The organism is Microbacterium sp. bgisy203 (genome assembly GCF_965345155.1).
Classification (GTDB): Bacteria; Actinomycetota; Actinomycetes; order Actinomycetales; family Microbacteriaceae; genus Microbacterium.
On sequence record NZ_CBDRLZ010000002.1, the window covers coordinates 401934 to 420156 of the forward strand.

Annotated in this window: 16 protein-coding genes; 11 read left to right on the top strand and 5 right to left on the bottom strand. The window is 70.7% G+C overall.

Annotated features, from left to right (window positions below):
• Positions 1 to 76 precede the first annotated feature (76 nt).
• Genes ACRVYW_RS05175 through ACRVYW_RS05185 form a run of 3 tightly spaced genes read left to right on the top strand, consistent with a single transcriptional unit; the run spans position 77 to position 3528 of the window.
• Positions 77 to 706 (top strand): SAF domain-containing protein, encoded by a 630-nt coding sequence (locus ACRVYW_RS05175; protein WP_431802356.1) that lies wholly within the window; start codon positions 77 to 79, stop codon positions 704 to 706.
• Positions 703 to 2007 carry an AAA family ATPase gene (locus ACRVYW_RS05180; RefSeq protein WP_431802358.1) on the top strand — a complete coding sequence of 435 codons (1305 nt, stop codon included), beginning with the start codon at positions 703 to 705 and terminating at the stop codon, positions 2005 to 2007. Before ACRVYW_RS05175 ends, ACRVYW_RS05180 begins: the two co-directional genes overlap by 4 nt.
• Positions 2008 to 2043: 36 nt before the next feature.
• Positions 2044 to 3528 (top strand): sensor histidine kinase, encoded by a 1485-nt coding sequence (locus tag ACRVYW_RS05185; protein ID WP_431802360.1) that lies wholly within the window; start codon positions 2044 to 2046, stop codon positions 3526 to 3528.
• A 1-nt stretch (position 3529) separates the two neighbouring features.
• Here ACRVYW_RS05185 and ACRVYW_RS05190 read toward each other — a convergent pair whose 3' ends face one another.
• On the bottom strand, positions 3530 to 3778 hold the full coding sequence (locus ACRVYW_RS05190; RefSeq protein ID WP_196324119.1) for a WhiB family transcriptional regulator: 249 nt from the start codon (positions 3776 to 3778) through the stop codon (positions 3530 to 3532).
• A 254-nt stretch (positions 3779 to 4032) separates the two neighbouring features.
• Between ACRVYW_RS05190 and ACRVYW_RS05195 the strand changes: the two genes are divergently transcribed.
• Positions 4033 to 4434, top strand: a complete 402-nt coding sequence (locus tag ACRVYW_RS05195) for a histidine kinase (RefSeq protein WP_431802363.1) — start codon at positions 4033 to 4035, stop codon at positions 4432 to 4434.
• Between the two features lie 4 nt (positions 4435 to 4438).
• Here the strand turns inward: ACRVYW_RS05195 and bcp are convergent, their stop codons facing one another.
• Genes bcp through aroA form a run of 3 tightly spaced genes read right to left on the bottom strand, consistent with a single transcriptional unit; the run spans position 4439 to position 7329 of the window.
• On the bottom strand, positions 4439 to 4906 hold the full coding sequence (gene bcp, locus ACRVYW_RS05200) for a thioredoxin-dependent thiol peroxidase (protein ID WP_431802365.1): 468 nt from the start codon (positions 4904 to 4906) through the stop codon (positions 4439 to 4441).
• Positions 4907 to 4941: 35 nt separating this feature from the next.
• Positions 4942 to 5979 (bottom strand): ribosome small subunit-dependent GTPase A, encoded by a 1038-nt coding sequence (gene rsgA / locus ACRVYW_RS05205; RefSeq protein ID WP_431802367.1) that lies wholly within the window; start codon positions 5977 to 5979, stop codon positions 4942 to 4944.
• Positions 5980 to 5991: 12 nt separating this feature from the next.
• Positions 5992 to 7329, bottom strand: coding sequence for a 3-phosphoshikimate 1-carboxyvinyltransferase (gene aroA / locus ACRVYW_RS05210; RefSeq protein ID WP_431802368.1), 1338 nt, complete (start codon positions 7327 to 7329; stop codon positions 5992 to 5994).
• Between the two features lie 62 nt (positions 7330 to 7391).
• On the opposite strand from aroA, the gene ACRVYW_RS05215 reads away from it, so the two are divergent.
• The 5 genes from ACRVYW_RS05215 (at position 7392) to ACRVYW_RS05235 (ending at position 11367) form a co-directional block, all read left to right on the top strand.
• Complete coding sequence (locus ACRVYW_RS05215) at positions 7392 to 8114, top strand: sigma-70 family RNA polymerase sigma factor (RefSeq protein WP_431802610.1); 723 nt, start codon at positions 7392 to 7394, stop codon at positions 8112 to 8114.
• An 8-nt stretch (positions 8115 to 8122) separates the two neighbouring features.
• On the top strand, positions 8123 to 8368 hold the full coding sequence (locus tag ACRVYW_RS05220) for an alpha-ketoglutarate decarboxylase (protein WP_431802612.1): 246 nt from the start codon (positions 8123 to 8125) through the stop codon (positions 8366 to 8368).
• Between the two features lie 120 nt (positions 8369 to 8488).
• Entirely contained in the window at positions 8489 to 8998 is a 510-nt protein-coding gene (locus ACRVYW_RS05225; protein WP_431802370.1) for a hypothetical protein, read from the top strand.
• Positions 8956 to 9795 carry a hypothetical protein gene (locus ACRVYW_RS05230; protein WP_431802371.1) on the top strand — a complete coding sequence of 280 codons (840 nt, stop codon included), beginning with the start codon at positions 8956 to 8958 and terminating at the stop codon, positions 9793 to 9795. The genes ACRVYW_RS05225 and ACRVYW_RS05230 overlap by 43 nt, the downstream gene beginning before the upstream one ends.
• Positions 9796 to 9885: 90 nt before the next feature.
• The gene (locus ACRVYW_RS05235) at positions 9886 to 11367 is read left to right on the top strand and encodes a phosphatidylglycerol lysyltransferase domain-containing protein (protein ID WP_431802373.1); all 1482 of its coding nucleotides are present in this window, start codon (positions 9886 to 9888) and stop codon (positions 11365 to 11367) included.
• A gap of 73 nt (positions 11368 to 11440) precedes the next feature.
• On the opposite strand, the gene ACRVYW_RS05240 is transcribed toward ACRVYW_RS05235, so the two are convergent.
• Positions 11441 to 15262, bottom strand: a complete 3822-nt coding sequence (locus ACRVYW_RS05240) for a multifunctional oxoglutarate decarboxylase/oxoglutarate dehydrogenase thiamine pyrophosphate-binding subunit/dihydrolipoyllysine-residue succinyltransferase subunit (protein ID WP_431802375.1) — start codon at positions 15260 to 15262, stop codon at positions 11441 to 11443.
• Positions 15263 to 15371: 109 nt separating this feature from the next.
• Between ACRVYW_RS05240 and ACRVYW_RS05245 the strand changes: the two genes are divergently transcribed.
• Both ACRVYW_RS05245 and ACRVYW_RS05250 read left to right on the top strand, forming a co-directional pair.
• A complete protein-coding gene (locus ACRVYW_RS05245) occupies positions 15372 to 16829 on the top strand; it encodes a GuaB1 family IMP dehydrogenase-related protein (RefSeq protein WP_431802614.1) in 1458 nt (485 codons plus the stop codon).
• A 360-nt stretch (positions 16830 to 17189) separates the two neighbouring features.
• Entirely contained in the window at positions 17190 to 18182 is a 993-nt protein-coding gene (locus tag ACRVYW_RS05250) for a hypothetical protein (RefSeq protein WP_431802377.1), read from the top strand.
• Positions 18183 to 18223 lie beyond the last annotated feature (41 nt).

The following is an 18223-nucleotide window of genomic DNA, read 5'->3' on the forward strand; positions in this document are numbered from 1 at the left end:
AACTTAATTCGACCGTCGCGTGCGACCTGTGGATAACATCTGCGACGCCGACGCTCCCCGGGTCACGATGAGGGACATGAGCGATCATTCCACCGCCCGCCCGCGTCCCCGCGCGTTCTGGGCCGACATCAGGTTCCTGCTCGGCATCGTGCTCGTCGTCGTCTCGGTGGTGGGCGTGTGGCTCGTCGTCTCGGCGGCTCGACAGACGGCACCGGTGTTCGCGGCGGCCCGCACGATCGTGCCGGGAGACGCCGTCGATGCGGACGACCTTCGGGTCGTCGAGGTGGCGCTCGGTCAGCTGCAGGATGCCTACGCCTCTCCTGCGACGCTCGAGCCCGGCGCCGTGGCGACGCGCACGATCCCCGCCGGCGAGCTCGTCGCGAAGGATGCCGTGGGAGACGCGGCGGCCGTGCAGACGACGCACGTCGTCGTGCGCACTTCGACGGCGCTCCCCGCGGCGGTGACGCCGGGGTCGACCGTCGAGGTGTGGTCGGCACCTCTGCTCGACCGCGGTCGGTACGACACGCCGCGGATCCTCGTCGCGTCGGCCACCGTCGTATCGGTCTCCGACGACGAGTCGATGATGGGGTCGAGCGGTCCCGCCGTCGAGCTCGTCATCGAGCGTGCCGACGTCGCCGAGACGCTCGCGGCGATCTCGGACGGATCGAGCATGTCGATCGTCCCGACGGCGGGGGAGAAGCCGTGACCGGCGGCGACGGGCGAGCCCGAGCGGGTGGATCGCGCCCGGCCGTCATCGTCGCCGTCGACGGGACGAGCGGGGCCGAGCTCGCCAGAGACCTCGATGACGCGGGTGCGGATGTGCGGCTCGTCGTCGCGGCCGACGCGCCGAGCGACGCCGTCGTCGACGCGATGCGCGGTCGGGAGTCGGCCGAACTCCTCGGTGAGCTCGCACGGGCCGACGTCCTCGTGGTGACGGCCGACCGCCGCACGCTCACCGCTCAGCTCGTCGAGGCATGCGACCGCTTCGGCGTGCGCGTTGCGGCGCTGTGCGCCGAGGCATCCGCCCGCCGACTCGCGGCGATGTTCGGTGTCGACGCATACGACCCCGAGGTGGCGCCGGCCGAGATCCTGACCGGCTCGACGGCCCCGACGGAGGAGCCCGAGGGCGCCCAGCGCGGGCGCGTCATCGCGGTGTGGGGCGCGGCCGGTGCGCCGGGCCGCACGACGCTCGCGATCGAACTCGCCTGCGAGCTCTCCCGCGACGGACGCCGCGTCGCGCTGGCGGATGCCGACGCGCACGCGCCGTCGCTCGCGATGGCGACGGGGCTCGCCGACGAAGGACCCGGCTTCGCGGCGGCCTGCCGGCAGGCCGAACGCGGCGCACTCACTCCCGCCGAACTCTCCCGGATCTCCGCTCCGCTCGCGCAGATCGACGTGCTCACCGGTATCAACCGGCCGGGGCGGTGGCCCGAGCTCGCGCACGACCGTGTCGCCGCGGCGCTCGAGCACTGCCGAGGCTGGGCAGACGACACCGTCGTCGACGTGGCGGCATCCCTCGAGCGCGACGAGGAGATCGTGAGCGACCTCGACGGTCCGCGGCGCAACGCCGCCACCCTCGCGGCGCTGTCCTCGGCCGACCTCGTCGTCGCGGTCGTCTCGGCGGATCCCGTCGGCGTCGCCCGCTTCGTGCGCGCGTATGCCGACCTCCGGAGCGTCATCGGCGTGACGCCCGTGCGCATCGTGGTCAACAAGCTCCGCACCGCGACGCTCGGTCTCGACGCGAAGGGGCAGGTGCGCCGCACGCTCGAGCGGTTCGCGGGCGCCGGCGACGTGTGGTTCGTCCCGTGGGACCCGAAGGCCGCCGACGCGGCGACCCTCGCAGCTCAGCCGATCGCGCACGTCTCGCCGCGCTCGCATCTCGCCGGGGCCGTGCGCCGTTTCGTCGGAGAGGCGATCGAACCGCCGGCGCCTGCGGCACGGACGCGCAAGGAGCGTACCGGCGCCTCGGCGCAGCCGTTCCCGCGCCGCCGGGCACGCACGGCGTGAGCGACGAGGCGCGGGCGCGCCCAATAGGCTGAGGGCGTGTCCACGCTCAGCGAACTCGTCTACGCACAGGGTCTGTCTTCGGAGGCCGACGTCGAGTGGCTGCATCGCCTCGCGGGCGACGGGCAGCTTCTCGCCGACCTCGCCTTCGCCGACATCGTCATCTGGGTGCCGACAGCCGACGACTCTTTCATCGCCGTGGCCCACACGCGGCCCTCGGGCGCCGCGACGCTGTTCTACCGCGACATCGTCGGCGACCGGATGCGCCCGCAGTGGCGTACGCAGGTGCGGGATGCCTTCCAGCGTGCGACGATCGTCGACTCCGCCTCTCCCGATTGGTTCGAGGAGACGCCGACGCGCGTCCGCGCCGTGCCCATCGTGCGCGAGCGCGGAACCGCCGACCGCCCGCCGAGCGTCATCGGCGTGCTGACCCGGCACACGAACCTCGGGGAGGCGCGCACGCCGTCGCGCCAGCAGATCACCTTCAACGACTGCGCCGACGACCTGTTCGGCATGGTCGCCTCGGCCGATTTCCCCGACCTTGCCGCGCCCACCTCGCCGCGCCGGGGCGCGCCGCGCGCCTCCGACGGTCTCATCCGCATCGACGTCGACGGCATCACGACCTTCGCGAGCCCGAACGCGCTCTCGGCGTTCAACCGTCTGGGGTTCGATGACGAGCTCGAGGGCGAGTCGCTGCTCGAGGTGGCCACCGGCATCCTCCCCAAGGGTCGCGACTTCGACGAGTCGCTGCCGATCGTCATGGCCGGGCGCGCGCCGTGGCGCGCCGACATCGAGGCGCGCGGCGTGACGGTGTCGCTGCGGACCATCCCCCTGAAGGACAACGGGCATCGCATCGGCGCGATCGTCCTCTGCCGCGACGTCACCGAGATCCGCCACCAAGAGCAGGAGCTCATCACCAAGGACGCGACGATCCGCGAGATCCACCACCGCGTCAAGAACAACCTCCAGACGGTCGCCTCGCTCCTGCGCATCCAGTCCCGCCGCACGCATTCCGACGAGGCGAGGGACGCCTTGACCCACGCGATGCGCCGGGTGTCGGCGATCGCGGTCGTGCACGACACGCTGTCGGAGGGCCTCGCTCAGAACGTCGACTTCGACGACGTGTTCGACCGGGTGCTGAAGCTCGTCGCCGAGGTCGCCGCGTCGCCCAACACGCGCGCACGCACGGTCAAGACGGGGACCTTCGGCACGCTGCCGAGCGAGTACGCGACGCCGCTCGCGCTCGCGCTCACCGAGCTTGTGACGAACGCGGTCGAGCACGGGCTCGCCGATCAGGAGGGCGAGGTCGAGATCATCGCGGAGCGGACGCCCGAGCGACTCGGGGTCAAGGTGCGCGACACCGGCGTGGGACTGCCCGAGGGACAGGTCGGCCGGGGGCTCGGCACGCAGATCGTGCGGACGCTCATCCAGGGGGAGCTCAGCGGCACGATCGACTGGCACACGCTGACGGGATCGGGCACCGAGGTGACGATCGAGATCCCGATGCGGTACCTGGACCGCTGAATCAGCTCGCGCGGCGGGCGCGGGCGGCGCGGCGCTTGAGCGCGCGGCGCTCGTCCTCGGAGAGGCCGCCCCACACGCCCGAGTCCTGACCGGTCTCGAGGGCATACTGCAGGCAGACTTCGGTGACCGTGCACCGTGCGCAGACGGCCTTGGCCTTCTCGATCTGCTCGACGGCAGGACCGGTGTTGCCGACCGGGAAGAACAGCTCGGGGTCGACCGTGAGGCAGGCGGACTTGTCGCGCCAATCCATAGTGGGGTGCTCCTTGATACGGGAATCGTGAAGTGAGATGAGGGAACGGACTCGGGTGTCCGATACCCTGGTGGGTGTGCGAGCCGGGCTCGCCCCACTTCGCTGTGGGAGCACACTGATTGCTCTATCGTCCCACGCATATTCGGATGAATCAAGAGTGAACGGGTCGTTTCCGCGGGCCGTTGCTGAGTATCCGCTCCACGGTTGGGGGCCCGCCACAACCCGCCCCCGCAGAATTCAGGAGAACGTGGCCCATGTCGACAAGCGTCCCCGACCGCATCGCCGCCGCCCTCTTGGCGATCGAGGGACTGGCGCTGCTGTGGGTGACCGGACGTGAACTCGTCGCCCTGGTCTCGGGTGACTCGACTGACACGGGGAGCTCGATCGCGCTCATGGTGCTCACGGTCGTCGGCGTCGTGGCGGTGATCGCCTTCGCGATCGCCGTGCTGCGCGGTCAGTCGTGGGGGCGGTCGGGTGGGATCGTGACCCAGCTGCTCATCCTCGCGGTCGCCATCGGGGCCCTGACGGGGCCGGCGCCCTCGCCGGGGTTCGCGCTCGCGCTGGCAGTGCCGGCGCTCGTCGCGCTCGTGGCCCTGTTCGCGGGCGTGCGACGCGCGGGGGCGGCCCGGCACGGCGCACCGGGCGACGAGGCGTGAGCGTTCAGTCGACGCCGAGCAGCTTCCGCAGCCGCGCGACGTGCCCCGTCGCCTTGACGTTGTACAGGGCCTGGGCGATCGTGCCCGAGGCATCCACCACGAACGTCGAGCGGATGACCCCTTCGACCTTCTTGCCGTAGTTCATCTTCTCGCCCCACGCGCCGTACGCCTCGTGGACGGCGTGGTCGGGGTCGCTCAGGAGGTCGTAGGTGAGGCCGTCGCGCTCGCGGAACTGCCGCAGCTTCGCCGGCTCGTCGCGGGAGATCCCGAGCACCGTGTAGCCGGCGGCCTGGAGCGGGGCGAGGCTGTCGCGGAAGTCGCACGCCTCGGTCGTGCACCCCGGCGTCATCGCGGCCGGGTAGAAGAACAGGATGACGTGCCGGCCCGCGTAGTCGCTGAGGGAGACCTCCTTCTCATCCTGGTCGACGAGGGTGAAGGCGGGTGCGGGCGAACCGATCTCGAGCTGCGTCATCCCCTCAGCCTACGAGCAGCGCGGGCGCGCGGGGGTCAGGCGAAGGTGGCGAGCAGGCGCTGCAGCGAGTCGAGGCGGGCGGCGCCGCGCTCGCCCAGGCGGCCCTCGTCGACGGCCTCGATGATCGCGCAGTCGGGGGCGTCGGGGAGGTGCGTGCACCCGCGCGGGCAGTCCTCGGCGACGACCGCGAGGTCGCTGAACGCCTTGAGGATGTTCTGCGGGTCGACGTGGCCGAGCCCGAACGAGCGGACCCCGGGGGTGTCGATCACCCACCCCTTGCCGGCGTCGCTCTCGTAGCGCAGCGACACCGTGGAGCTCGATGTGTGACGCCCGCGCCCCGTGACCTCGTTGACGTGGCCGGTCGCGCGGTCCGCCGAGGGAACCAGCGCGTTGACCAGCGTGGACTTGCCGACGCCCGAGTGCCCGACGAACACCGTCGAGTGCCCGACCAGGTGCCGCCCGATCTCCTCGACCGGCATGTCGCCCGTGCCGCTCAGGAACACCGTCAGGTCGTCGACGCCCTCGAAATGGGTGAGGAACTCGGTCGGATCGGCGAGGTCGGTCTTCGTCACTACGAGAAGAGGGTGGATGCCGGCATCCAGCGCGGCGATGAGATAACGGTCGACGAGGCGGGGGCGCGGCTCGGGGTCGGCGGCCGCGACGACGATCAGCATCTGGTCGGCGTTCGCGACGATGATCCGCTCGACCTGGTCGGTGTCGTCGGCGCTGCGGCGCAGGAGCGACGTGCGCTCCTCGATGCCCACGATGCGGGCGAGCGTGCCCTCGTCGCCCGACGAGTCACCGACGACCCGGGCCCGGTCTCCCGTGACGATCGGTTGCTTGCGCAGCTCACGCGCCCGGGTCGCGAGCGCGGTGTGCTCGTTCGGTCCGTCCTCGTCGATCAGCACCGTGTAGCGGCCGCGGTCGACGCCGAGGACGCGGGCGATCTCGGCATCCGCGTGCGCGGGACGGCGTTTGGTGCGCGGGCGGTTCGCCTTGGGGTTCGGCCGCACGCGCACGTCCGACTCGTCGAACTCCGGTTCGTCGTCGTCGACGTCGTCGAGCCAGCTCATGTCAGCGCCGGCTCACGATACCGCCGCGGTCGCGACGAGTTCGCTCCACAGCTCCGGGAACTCGGGGAGCGTCTTCGCGGTGGTGCCGATGTCGTCGATCTCCACGCCCGGGACGCGCAGACCGATGAGGGCGCCGGCCGTCGCGATGCGGTGGTCGTGGTGCGCCCGCCAGAGCCCCCCGCGCAGGGGCGCGGGAGTGATGCGGATGCCGTCGGGCAGCTCATCGGCCACGCCGCCGAGCGCCCGGAGGTTTTGCACGAGCGCGTCGATGCGGTCTGTCTCGTGTCCGCGGATGTGCCCGATGCCGTGCAGCGTCGTGGGGGCGTCGGCGAACGCGGCGAGGGCGAACAGCGTCGGGGTGAGCTCGCTCGCGGCCGACAGATCGAGATCGACACCCGCGACCCGGCCGGTGCCCGTGATCGTCAGGGCGCCGCCGCGCCGCGATCCGCGCGCCCCGAGCAGAGACAGGATCTCGGGCAGGAGTGCTCCGGGCTGCGTCGAGGTTGCGGGCCACCCGGGGATCGTCACCGATCCGCCCGTGAGCAGGGCCGCCCCGAGGAACGGCGCGGCGTTCGACAGGTCGGGCTCGATCGAGGCATCCCGCCCGCGAGGAACGCCCGCCGGGACGACCCATTCGTTCGGCGTCGGGTGCTCGACGGCGATGCCGCGCCGCGCGAGTGTTTCGACCGTCATGTCGATGTGCGGCAGCGAGGGCAGGCGCGCGCCCGAATGCACGAGGTGCAGACCCACGTCGAAGCGAGGCGCGGCGAGCAGGAGCCCCGAGACGAACTGGCTCGATGCGCTCGCGTCGATCGTCACCTCGCCGCCGCGGATGTGTCCGCGCCCGCGCACGGTGAACGGCAGCGACCAGTTGCCGCCGTCGTCGATGTCGGCGCCGATCGTGCGCAGGGCCTTGATCATCTCGCCCATTGGGCGATGCAGGGCGCTCTCGTGCGCGGTGATCGTGACATCGCCCTCGGCGAGCCCCGCGAGAGGCGCGATGAAGCGCATGACGGTGCCCGCCTGGCCGCAGTCGATCGTGACACCGCCGCGAATGGATGCCGGGGGAGTGATGCGGAGGTCGGGGCCGAATCGCCCGGTCTCGGGAAGCTCCTCGATCTCTACGCCGAGCGCCGTGAGCGCCTCGATCATGCGCGCCGAGTCGTCGGAGTGCAGCGGTGCCGAGAGCGTCGACGGCGAGTCGGCCAGGGCCGCGAGGACGAGCTTGCGGTTCGTCAAGGACTTCGACCCGGGCACGGCGATCGTGGCCTGCACGGGTTCGTCGATGTGGGGCGCGGTCCACATCGATGCAGAAGCGGGCTGGCGCTGGGAATACCCGGTCGTGGTCATCGAGTTCTACCCTAACGAACCCGTCCGACGCTCTCGAATGGAAGGAGACCCCGTTGACAGCGATGCTCTCACCCGTTCGGGTCGACCTCGCCGACGTAGACTGGGCCGCGATGGAAGAGCAGGCGGCCGCAGAACCGCAGACCACCGCAGGCACCGATCAGACCGATCCGGCCGCGCCGGACGACGCGAGCGCCCAGTTCCAGGAGCAGGCGCTGCCGTTCATGGATCAGCTCTACGCCGCCGCGATGCGGATGACGCGCAACCCCGCCGACGCCGCGGACCTCGTGCAGGAGACGTTCGTGAAGGCCTTCGCCTCGTGGGCGTCGTTCACGCAGGGCACGAACCTCAAGGCATGGCTCTACCGGATCCTCACGAACACGTACATCAACACGTATCGGAAGAAGCAGCGCGAGCCGTACCAGGGCACGATCGACGAGCTCGAGGACTGGCAGCTGGGCGGCGCCGAGTCGACCACCGCGACGAGCAGCCGCTCGGCCGAAGCGGAAGCGATCGACCACATGCCCGCGTCCGTCGTCAAGGATGCGCTGCAGTCGATTCCCGAGGACTTCCGCCTCGCGGTCTACCTCGCCGACGTCGAAGGGTTCGCGTATCAGGAGATCGCGGACATCATGAAAACCCCCATCGGCACGGTCATGAGCCGCCTGCACCGAGGCAGACGGCTGTTGCGTGACCTGCTGGCCGATTATGCGCGCGAGCGTGGCATCGACGTGCCCGCAGTCGCGGTGGAGAGCACCGCGACGACCAGCGCGAAGAGCAAGAAATGAGCGAGACGATGAGCGACTGCGGCTGCGACAAAGCCCGGAAGGACCTGGAGGAATACCTCCGCAACGAGGTGTGCCGGACCGAGCACTCCGACATCACGGAGCATCTCGAGCACTGCCAGTCCTGCCGTGACGAGGCGCTCGTGGCGACGACGCTGACCGCCGTCGTCGCCCGCGCCTGCAAAGAGACGGCCCCCGAGGAGCTGCGCGACCAGGTGCTCGCGCGGCTGCGTGCGGAGCAGGCCTCCCACCACTGACCGCGCCGCCGGCGGCGCGAGCTCTCCCGCAGACGAGCGCGCGGTCCGCGCCGGGCGCAGAGCAATCCCATAGCCGACTCCCGGGCGACCCATCGCCTCGGAGCTCTAGCATCGGATCCGGTGACCTCGACCGATTCCGCCTCCGACGCTGCGACGGGCACGCAGAAACCGCACCACTCCGGCATCCCCGTGGTCGCGGTGATCCTGCGCAGGGTCTCGGCCGTGCCGCGCGGCTACCTTCGCCGGCATCCGGTCGCGACGAGCTTCGGCGCCGTCGCTCTGCTGGCGTTCGTCGCGACGGCGACGGTGGTGCCGACGGAGTTCTTCGGCATCGGACCCCAGGCGCTGCTGCAGAGCGGACGCTGGTGGACCCCGCTCACCGCGCTGCTCGTTCCCGCCTCGCTCGTTCAGGCGCTCATCGTCGTCGCGCTGTCGCTGACGCTGCTCGCTCGGACGGAGACCGTGCTCGGTCGACGGCGGACGCTCATCGCCCTGTTCGGCATCGGAGTGCCGGCGGTCGTCCTGAGCGTCCTGGCGCAGGCAGCGCTGTGGACCATCGCCAGCTGCGGCCGTTCGAGGGGGCGGAGGTGCTCGTCCTCGACCCCGCGATCGCGATCGCCGGGGCGGTGATGTTCGCGTCGGCGGCCGCCGGACCGCTGTGGCGGCGGCGTGTGCGGCTCATCGGCATCAGCACCCTCGCGATGCTCGCGCTCTACACCGGTGACGCGGACGCGTGGTATCGCCTCGTGGCCGCGCTCATCGGACTCGCCGCGGGCAGCCTGTTGCTGCGACGCGGCCGGGTGCATGCCTGGCATCGCAGCTCCATCGCCGAGACGCGGTCCCTGGTCGCCGTGCTCGTGGCGGTCGCCGCGGTGGGGCCGTTCTCCGCGCTGTTGTCGGATGGAGGTCACGGCATCCTCTCGCGCGTCTCCGACATGTTCACGCAGGTCGATCAGCGCCTCGCCGAGGCCTGCGCGCGCGACTCCTTCCCCGCATGCGACCATGTGACCGCCGCGGTCGTGACGCACGGGGCGGGTCCCGCGCTGCTCGCCCTGTTGCCGCTTGCACTGCTGGCGGTCGCCGCGTGGGGGTTGCGGGCCGGGCGCCGGGCCGCATGGGTGCTCGCGCTGATCGTCGGCGCGGCGCTCATCGCCCAGGCGATCGTCGGGATCCTGCTCGGCGAGGGCGCCGGCGAGTACGCGGGCGACGCACTCGATGTCACCGCGACGATCCTCGCCGATCTCGTGGTTCCGATCGTCATGATGATCGTGCTGCTGCGAACGAGGCGCGCGTTCGACATCGTCGCCGACGGACGCGTCGCGCGACGCGCAGCCGTCATCGCGGTCGTGGCCGTGGTCGCCGCGATGATCGCGTACATCGCATCGGCGATGGTGTTCCGCGCCGACTTCGTCTCGACCTCGACCTGACCCGCGGTCGTCGCGGAATCGATCCGGCGGCTGCTGCCGCAGGGTCTTCTCAGTGCCAGCGCCGAACCCCAGTACCCGCACCGCGGCGCGATGCTCGTGATGTACCAGTGGGTCGGCGTCGCGTTCTGGGTCGGGGTGATCGCGCTGCTGCTGCGCGTGTTCCGTTCGCGCCGCACGCTGCCCGATAGCGACGGGGAGCTGTACCGGCACCTTCTGCGTCGCGGTGGCGGCACCCTCTCGTGGATGGGCACGTGGGAGGGAAACCGGTACTGGTACAGCGCCGACGAACGCGCGGGCATCGCCTACCGCGTGGTCGGCGATGTCGCACTCGCCGTCGGCGGACCGGTCGGCGAGCGCGACGGCGCCGGCTCCGCGATCGGCGGCTTCGCAGCCCTCTGCGCGCAGCACGGGTGGACGGTGGCCTTCTACAGCGTTGAGGACGACCTGCTGCCCGAGTTCGCGCGTCGCGGATGGGACCACCTGTCTGTCGCCGAAGAGACTATCATCGACCTCGCCGACTTCGACCTTTCCGGCAGCGCGCGCCAGAAGGTGCGCCAGCCCGTGACGCGCGCCGAGCGCGAGGGCCTGCGCGCCGTGTGGACGACGTGGGACGAGCTGTCCCTCGGGCTCGCGACGCAGGTCCGCGAGATCAGCGAGGCCTGGGTGGCCGATCGGGCGCTTCCCGAGATGCGCTTCACGCTCGGGTCGATCGACGAAGCGCGCGACGGCGAGGTGCGCCTCATGCTCGCCGTCGATGCGGCGGGCCGCGTGCAGGGCGTGACGAGCTGGATGCCGTCGTGGCGCGACGGTGTGCTCATCGGGCGCACCCTGGATTTCATGCGGCGACGCGCCGACGGGCCGAACGGTGTCATGGAGTTCCTCATCGCCAAAGCCGCGTTCGCGTGCGCCGCGGAGGGACTCGCGTTCGTCAGCCTCTCCGGTGCGCCTCTCGCCACCCGCGAGCTCGATCGGGAGGTGCCCGCGAGGGCGGTGGATGCCGTGCTGTCGTGGCTGGCGGCGGTGCTCGAACCCGCCTACGGATTCGCCTCGCTGTTCCGCTTCAAAGCGAAGTTCCACCCGCGCTATGCCGGTCTGCACCTCGCCATCACGGCACACCTCAACGTGACGTCGGATCACGCACGCTGGCTGATCGGCGGATACTCCAATGGAGGATCGTGCGCCCTCACCTATGCCGCCGATCACCCCGACGTCTGGGGCGGGGTGATCGACATCTCGGGCAACGAGTACCCCGGCTCCGAGCATGTGGACGAGACGGTCCGCGATGTGTTCGGCGGCGACCGCGCGGCCTTCGAGGCCAGCCTGCCCGCGGCGGTGATGGCACGGAACGCCGGCGACTACGCGGGCCACATCGCCGTCTTCACCCGGGGTTCGGAGGATACGACGTTCGGGCCCGGGCAGCAGCGCAATGCGGCGGCCGCGCGAGCTGCGGGCTTCACCGTCTCCGAGACGGTCATCGCCGGAGCGGGTCACGTCGGCGCGGCGCTCGCCGACGGGCTGACGGCGGCCGTCGCCGCCGTGGGGCCGGCGCTCGGTCTCGCACCGCCGGGGTGAGGACGCGCGCAGAACGAGCGAAGAGGGGGATGCCGCGGCATCCCCCTCTTCGCTCGTTGATCGCCGGGCGGCGTCAGACCGCGAGCGCCTCCTCGACGATGGCGGCCTGCTCGCGGGCGTGGACCTTCGGCGACCCGGTCGCGGTGGACGCGGCCGCGTCACGCGAGATGCGGCGGATCGTCCGGCCCTTCAGGTGCTTGACGACCTCGAGCGCGATGAACGGCCAGGCCCCCTGGTTCTCGGGCTCGTCCTGCACCCACACGAGTTCCGCGTTGGGGTACCGGTCGAGCACGGCGTTCAGTTCGTCGACGGGCGCCGGGTAGAGCTGCTCGAGACGCACGAGCGCGACCTTGTCGTTCGGCTTCTTGTCGAGCTCGGCCTTGAGATCCCAGTGGATCTTGCCCGAGTGCAGCAGCACGCGGGTGACCGTACCGGCATCGATGCCGCGCTCGTCGTCGAGGACCGGCTCGAAGCGTCCCGTCGTGAAGTCCTCGACGGGGCTCGTCGCGCCGCGCAGGCGGAGCATCGCCTTCGGGGTGAAGACGATGAGCGGGTGACGCGGGCGAGCGTAGGCCTGGCGGCGCAGCAGGTGGAAGTGGGATGCCGGGGTCGACGGACGCGCGACGGTCATGTTGTCCTGCGCGCACATCTGCAGGTAGCGCTCGATGCGCGCCGACGAGTGGTCGGGTCCCTGGCCCTCGTAGCCGTGCGGCAGGAGCAAAACGACGCCGGACTGCTGGCCCCACTTCTGGTCGGCGGCCGAGATGTACTCGTCAACGACCGACTGCGCGCCGTTGGCGAAGTCGCCGAACTGGGCCTCCCAGAGGGTCAGTGTGTCGGCGCGTTCGACCGAGTAGCCGTATTCGAACGCCATCGCGGCGTACTCGCTGAGCAGCGAGTCGTACGCGTAGAAGCGCCCCTGGTTCTCGGAGAGGTTCGCCAGCGGCAACCACTCCTGGCCGTTCGCGCGGTCGTGGAGCACCGAGTGGCGCTGGACGAATGTGCCGCGGCGCGCGTCCTGACCGGCCAGGCGCACGTTGGTGCCTTCCATGAGGAGCGAGCCGAACGCGAGGAGTTCACCGAAGGCCCAGTCGATCGAGCCGTTCCGGCTCATGTCGAGGCGCTTCTCGAGCAGCTGCTGCAGCTTGTTGTGCACCGTGAAGCCCTCGGGCTTGTTCACGAACGCGTCGCCGATGTGATGCACCACCTCGGTGCTGACGCCGGTCGTCTCCGGCTCGCCGACCGCGGCCTCGAGCTCACCGGTCGCGGGCGACACGATGCCGGTCGTGCCGGTCTCGGCGGCGTGGGTCTCGGCGAAGGCGATCTCGAGGCGGTTCTGGAAGTCCTGCTTGGCCTTCTGGTACTCCTCCTCGGTGATGTCGCCGCGACCGACGAGCGACTCGGTGTAGAGCCGGCGCACCGAGCGCTTCGCCTCAATGAGGTTCGTCATGAGAGGCTGCGTCATCGACGGGTCGTCGCCCTCGTTGTGACCGCGGCGGCGGTAGCAGACGAGGTCGATCACGACGTCGCGCTTGAACTGCTGGCGGTACGCGACCGCGAGCTCGGCGACACGGACGACGGCCTCGGGGTCGTCGCCGTTCACGTGGAAGATCGGCGCCTGGATGGTCTTCGCGACATCCGTCGCGTACACCGACGAGCGACCGTCCTGGGGGAGGGTCGTGAAGCCGACCTGGTTGTTGACGACGACGTGCACGGTGCCGCCGGTGCGGTAGCCGCGCAGCTGCGACATCTGCAGCGTCTCGACGACGACACCCTGGCCCGCGAAGGCCGCGTCGCCGTGGACGAGGATCGGCAGCCACGAGAACGAGCCGATGGGCTTCCGGTCCTGCTTGGCGCGGACGATGCCCTCGAGGACGCCGTCGACGGTCTCCAGGTGCGACGGGTTCGCCGCGAGGTAGACGGGCAGCTCCTCCCCGGCATCCGACACGAACGTGCCCTCCGTGCCGAGGTGGTACTTGACGTCGCCCGAGCCCGACTTCGACCCGATCGCGACGGAGCCCTCGAACTCGCGGAAGATCTGGCTGTAGGTCTTGCCGGCGATGTTCGTGAGGACGTTCAGGCGGCCGCGGTGGGCCATGCCGATCGCGGTGCCGTCGAGCTTCGCCGCGGCCGCGCCCTGCAGGATCTCGTCGAGCAGCGGGATCAGCGACTCGCCGCCCTCGAGCGAGAAGCGCTTCTGGCCGACGTACTTGGTCTGCAGGAACGTCTCGAAGGCTTCGGCCTGGTTCAGCTTGTCGAGGATGCGCAGCTGCTCGTCGTGGCTCGGCTTCTGGTACTTGACCTCGACGTTGTCCTGGAACCACTTGCGCTGGGCCGGGTCCTGGATGTGCATGTACTCGACGCCGATCGTGCGGCAGTACGAGTCGCGCAGGACCCCCAGGATCTCGCGGAGCTTCATCGTGCGCTTGCCGCCGAAGCCGCCGGTCACGAAGTCGCGGTCGAGGTCCCAGAAGGTCAGGCCGTGGTTCTCGATCTCGAGGTCGGGGTGCGTGCGCTGCACGTACTCGAGCGGGTCGATGTCGGCCATGAGGTGGCCGCGCACGCGGAACGAGTTGATGAGCTCCTGCACACGGGCGGTCTTGTCGACGCGCTCGGCGACGTCGACGTTGATGTCGCCCGCCCAGTGGATGGGGGCGTAGGGGATGCGCAGGGCGGCGAAGATGTCTTCGTAGAAGCCGCGCTGGCCGATGAGCAGCTCGTGGACGATCTTCAGGAACTCGCCCGAGCCGGCACCCTGGATGACGCGGTGGTCGAACGTGCTCGTGAGGGTGATCGTCTTGCCGATGCCGAGCTCGACGAGCGTCTTCTCGCTGGAGCCCTGGAACTCGGCCGGGTACTCGAGGGCGCCGGCGCCGACGATGCAGCCCTGGCCCTTCATGAGGCGCGGCACCGAGTGCACGGTGCCGATACCGCCGGGGTTGGTCAGCGAGATCGTCGTGCCCTGGAAGTCGGCGGCGGTCAGCTTGTTGCCGCGGGCGCGAACGACGAGGTCTTCGTACGCGGAGAGGTACTCGCCGAAGGTCAGCGACTCGGCCTGCTTGATGGAAGGCACCATGAGGGCGCGCGTGCCGTCGGGCTTCGGGAGGTCGATCGCGATGCCGAGGTTGATGTGCGCGGGCGCGACGACCGAGGGCTTGCCGTCGATCTCGGCGTAGGCGACGTTCTGGCTCGGGAAGACCTTGAGCGCCTGGATGAGCGCCCACCCGATCAGGTGCGTGAAGCTGACCTTGCCGCCGCGCGTGCGCGACATGTGGTTGTTGATCACGATCCGGTTGTCGATCATGAGCTTCGCCGGGACGGTCCGGACGCTCGTCGCCGTCGGGACGGTCAGCGACTCGTCCATGTTCGCGGCGAGGGTCTTCGGCATGCCGCGCAGCGGCGTCACGACGTCTTCGCGAGCTGCGGGCGCCGCGGCGCGATCGGCGACGGGAGCCTGCGCGGGCACGGGCTGCGGCGAGGCGGGGCGGGTCGTCGTCCGGGCGACCGGCTGAGCGCCGACGACGGGGATCGGCGCCGTCATCGGGCGCGGCTCGGCCGTCGCCGCGGGCGAGGCGGCCGGCGCGGGAGCGGTCGTCGTCTTGCCCGGGGCGGGGGATGCCGGAGCTGCAGCTTCCTGAGCCGTCGCGCCCGCCGTCGTCGCGTCGGGCTTCGCCGCGGTGTCGGGTTTCGCCGCGGTGTCGGGCTTCGCCGCGGCGACGGGCTTCGCCGCGGCATCCTGCTGCGACTTCTCATACGCTTCGAGCACCGGCCACCAGGCCTGGTCCACTGCGTTGCGGTCCTTCGCGAACTGGTCGTACATCTCGGCGACGAGCCACTCGTTGGCTCCGAAATCGCCGTCTGTCGAAGTTCCCACACCGGTCACCTGGCTGGACACGGTTGACGCCTGCTTTCATCGATGAAGTTCACTCGGCGTGCAGCTCGGAGACCGTCACGCACACATCCATCAAGGGTATCCCAGGTTTCGAGTCGGTACCGTGGATCCCATGCACTTCTCCGGCGCCCAGCCCACCGTCGATCTCACGTATTCGGACGTCTTCCTCGTCCCCCGCCGCTCGGGCATCACCAGCCGTCTGGACGTCGACCTGTCGCCGGGCGACGGCACGACCGCCACCATCCCCCTCGTCGCCTCGAACATGAACTCCGTCACCGGGCCGCGGCTCGCGGCCACGCTCGCGCGCCGCGGCGGCCTGGGCGTCCTCCCGCAGGACATGCCGCTGCAGGACATCGACGCCGCGATCCGGTGGGTGAAGGACCAGCCCGTGCCGTGGGACACGCCGATCGTGCTGCCCGCATCGGCCACCGTCGCGGACGCTGCCGCGCTCCTCCCTGCCGCGGACGGGCACGGGATCGTCGTCGTGGCGGAGCTCGCCGAGCGCGTGCACGTCGACGACATCCTCGGCGTCGTCCCCGCCGCGCGCCTCGGCACGGCACTGCCCGACGCCCGCCTGGGCGACCTCGCCCGCGGGCGCACCGCGTCGATCGACGCCGACGACGTGGAGGATGCCCGGCACGCGTTCGACCTCATCGTCGCCGCCGAGGCCGACATCGTGTGCGTCCTCCACCACGGCTACCTCGTCGGGACGCTGTCGGAGCGCACGGCCTTGCGGTCGACGCTCTACCGTCCCGCGGTGGATGCCGATGGACGGCTCATCGTCGCGGCCGCCGTGGGCATCAACGGCGATGTCGCCGCGAAGGCGCGCGCCCTCGCCGACGCGGGCGTCGACGTGCTCGTCGTCGACACCGCGCACGGCCACCAGGAGGGCATGCTCCGCGCCCTCCACACGGTCGCGGGGCTCGGCCTCGGCATCCCGATCGCGGCGGGCAACATCGTCACCGCCGAAGGCGCGCGCGACCTCGTCTCGGCCGGGGCCTCGATCCTGAAAGTCGGCGTCGGTCCGGGCGCGATGTGCACGACCCGCATGATGACCGCCGTCGGGCGCCCCCAGTTCTCCGCCGTCCTCGAGACGGCGCAGGCCGCCGCCGAGCTCGGCGCGCACGTCTGGGCGGACGGCGGGGTCCGCTACCCCCGCGACGTCGCGCTCGCCCTCGCCGCCGGCGCCGCCTCGGTCATGATCGGTTCGTGGTTCGCCGGCACGATCGAGGCGCCCGGACAGCTGCAGGTCGATGAGGCCGGGCGGGTGTTCAAGGAGTCGTGGGGGATGGCATCCACGAAGGCCGTGCACGGCCGCTTCGGCCGCCTCGACCCCTACGAGCGCGCCCGCAAGGAGCTGTTCGCCGAGGGCATCTCGTCGTCGAAGATCTACCTCGACCCGCTGCGGCCGTCGGTGGAGGACCTGCTCGACATGATCACGTCGGGCGTGCGGTCGTCGTTCACCTACGCCGGCGCATCGACTGTCGCCGAGTTCCACGAGCGCGCGACGGTCGGCCTCCAGTCCGCGGCCGGCTACGAGGAGGGCAAGGCGCTGCCCGTCAGCTGGTAGCCGCCGCGGGGCGCTGGTCTCGGGTGTGCTGACGTCGGCATCCCCTCGCGCGGAGTTTGGGCGCCACCTTCCTGCTGCTGGTCTCGTTCGGGCGCCATCTTCCTGCTGCTGGTTTCGTTCGGGCGCCACTTTCCTGCTGCTGGTTTCGTTCGGGCGCCACTTTCTTGCTGCTGGTTTCGTTCGGGCGCCACCTTCCTGTTCGGGCGCCAGAAAACTGTGGCGCCCGAACAGGAGAGTGGCGCCGACGCGTGCCAGGGCCTCCACCTCATCGACCTCTCCACATGCGGGAAGATCGACGATCTGTCCACGGACTCCGTGATCGCAGCTCCGCGGTGTGCGCTGGCCATCGACGATGTGTGGATGCCTCGACTTCCCGAACCTCGGATCGACACGTTCCGCCGACGCGAGCGCGACGGCGCGCCGGTCAATGACCGGCGACTCGCGCGGGCGCTCGACGCGGGCGAGTTCGTGCGCATCGCGCCCGGATCTTTCGCCCGGGCATTCGACTGGCGCACGCTGACCCCGATCGAGCAGCATCACCTCCGCGTCATCGAGGCCGCCGACCGCGCCCAGGGGGAACTCATCGTGATGGGTGCGGCCGCCGCCGCAGTGCATGGGATCGACCGGATCGGCCCCTGGCCGCGCACGATCGACATCGCGGTCCCGCGGCGCGGCGGTGGTCGCTCGACCGGGCTGATGCGCCGAAGGGGCTTTTCCGACTTGGATCTCGAGACGGTCGCGTGGCGGAATCATCGGATCACGACGCCGGCGCAGACGGCGATCGATGTGGCGCGTGAGTGCGGTTATGCGCGCGGCGTCGTCGCGATGGATCAGGCGCTCTGGCAGCGTCGACCCGGGGGAGCGCTCACGACCATCGACGATCTGACTCGGGTGCTCACGGAGGGGATTCGCCGGCGGGGTCAGGAGCAGGCCGAGCGCGCGCTCTGCTTCGCGAGCGCCCTCGCGGACTCGGTTCGCGAGAGTCAGAGTCGCGTGCTCCTCGACCAGCTCGGCTTCCCCGCGCCGAGCTTGCAGCAGCGATTCCTCCTGCCGGGATCGCGCGTGGTCTTCAGCGACTTCTGGTGGGAGGAGTTCGCGCACGTCGGTGAGTTCGACGGCGTCGGTAAGTACTTCGATCCGGCGCTGCTGCACGGCCGGACGCCGGAAGAGGCGATGCTCGAGGAGAAGGATCGTGCCGATCAGCTGCGTCGGCACGTGCGCGCCCTGTCGCGATGGCGGACGCCGGCGCTGCGTGACGTGCGTGAGCTGTACGACATCCTCTGCGGCGACGGGCTACCGTCACGGCTGCCGCGACCTCCCGCGGGGTTGCAGATCGGCCCGGCCGCATGGTGACACGGATGCCGCTATCGGACGCGTCGCGGAGAGCGTCGTGC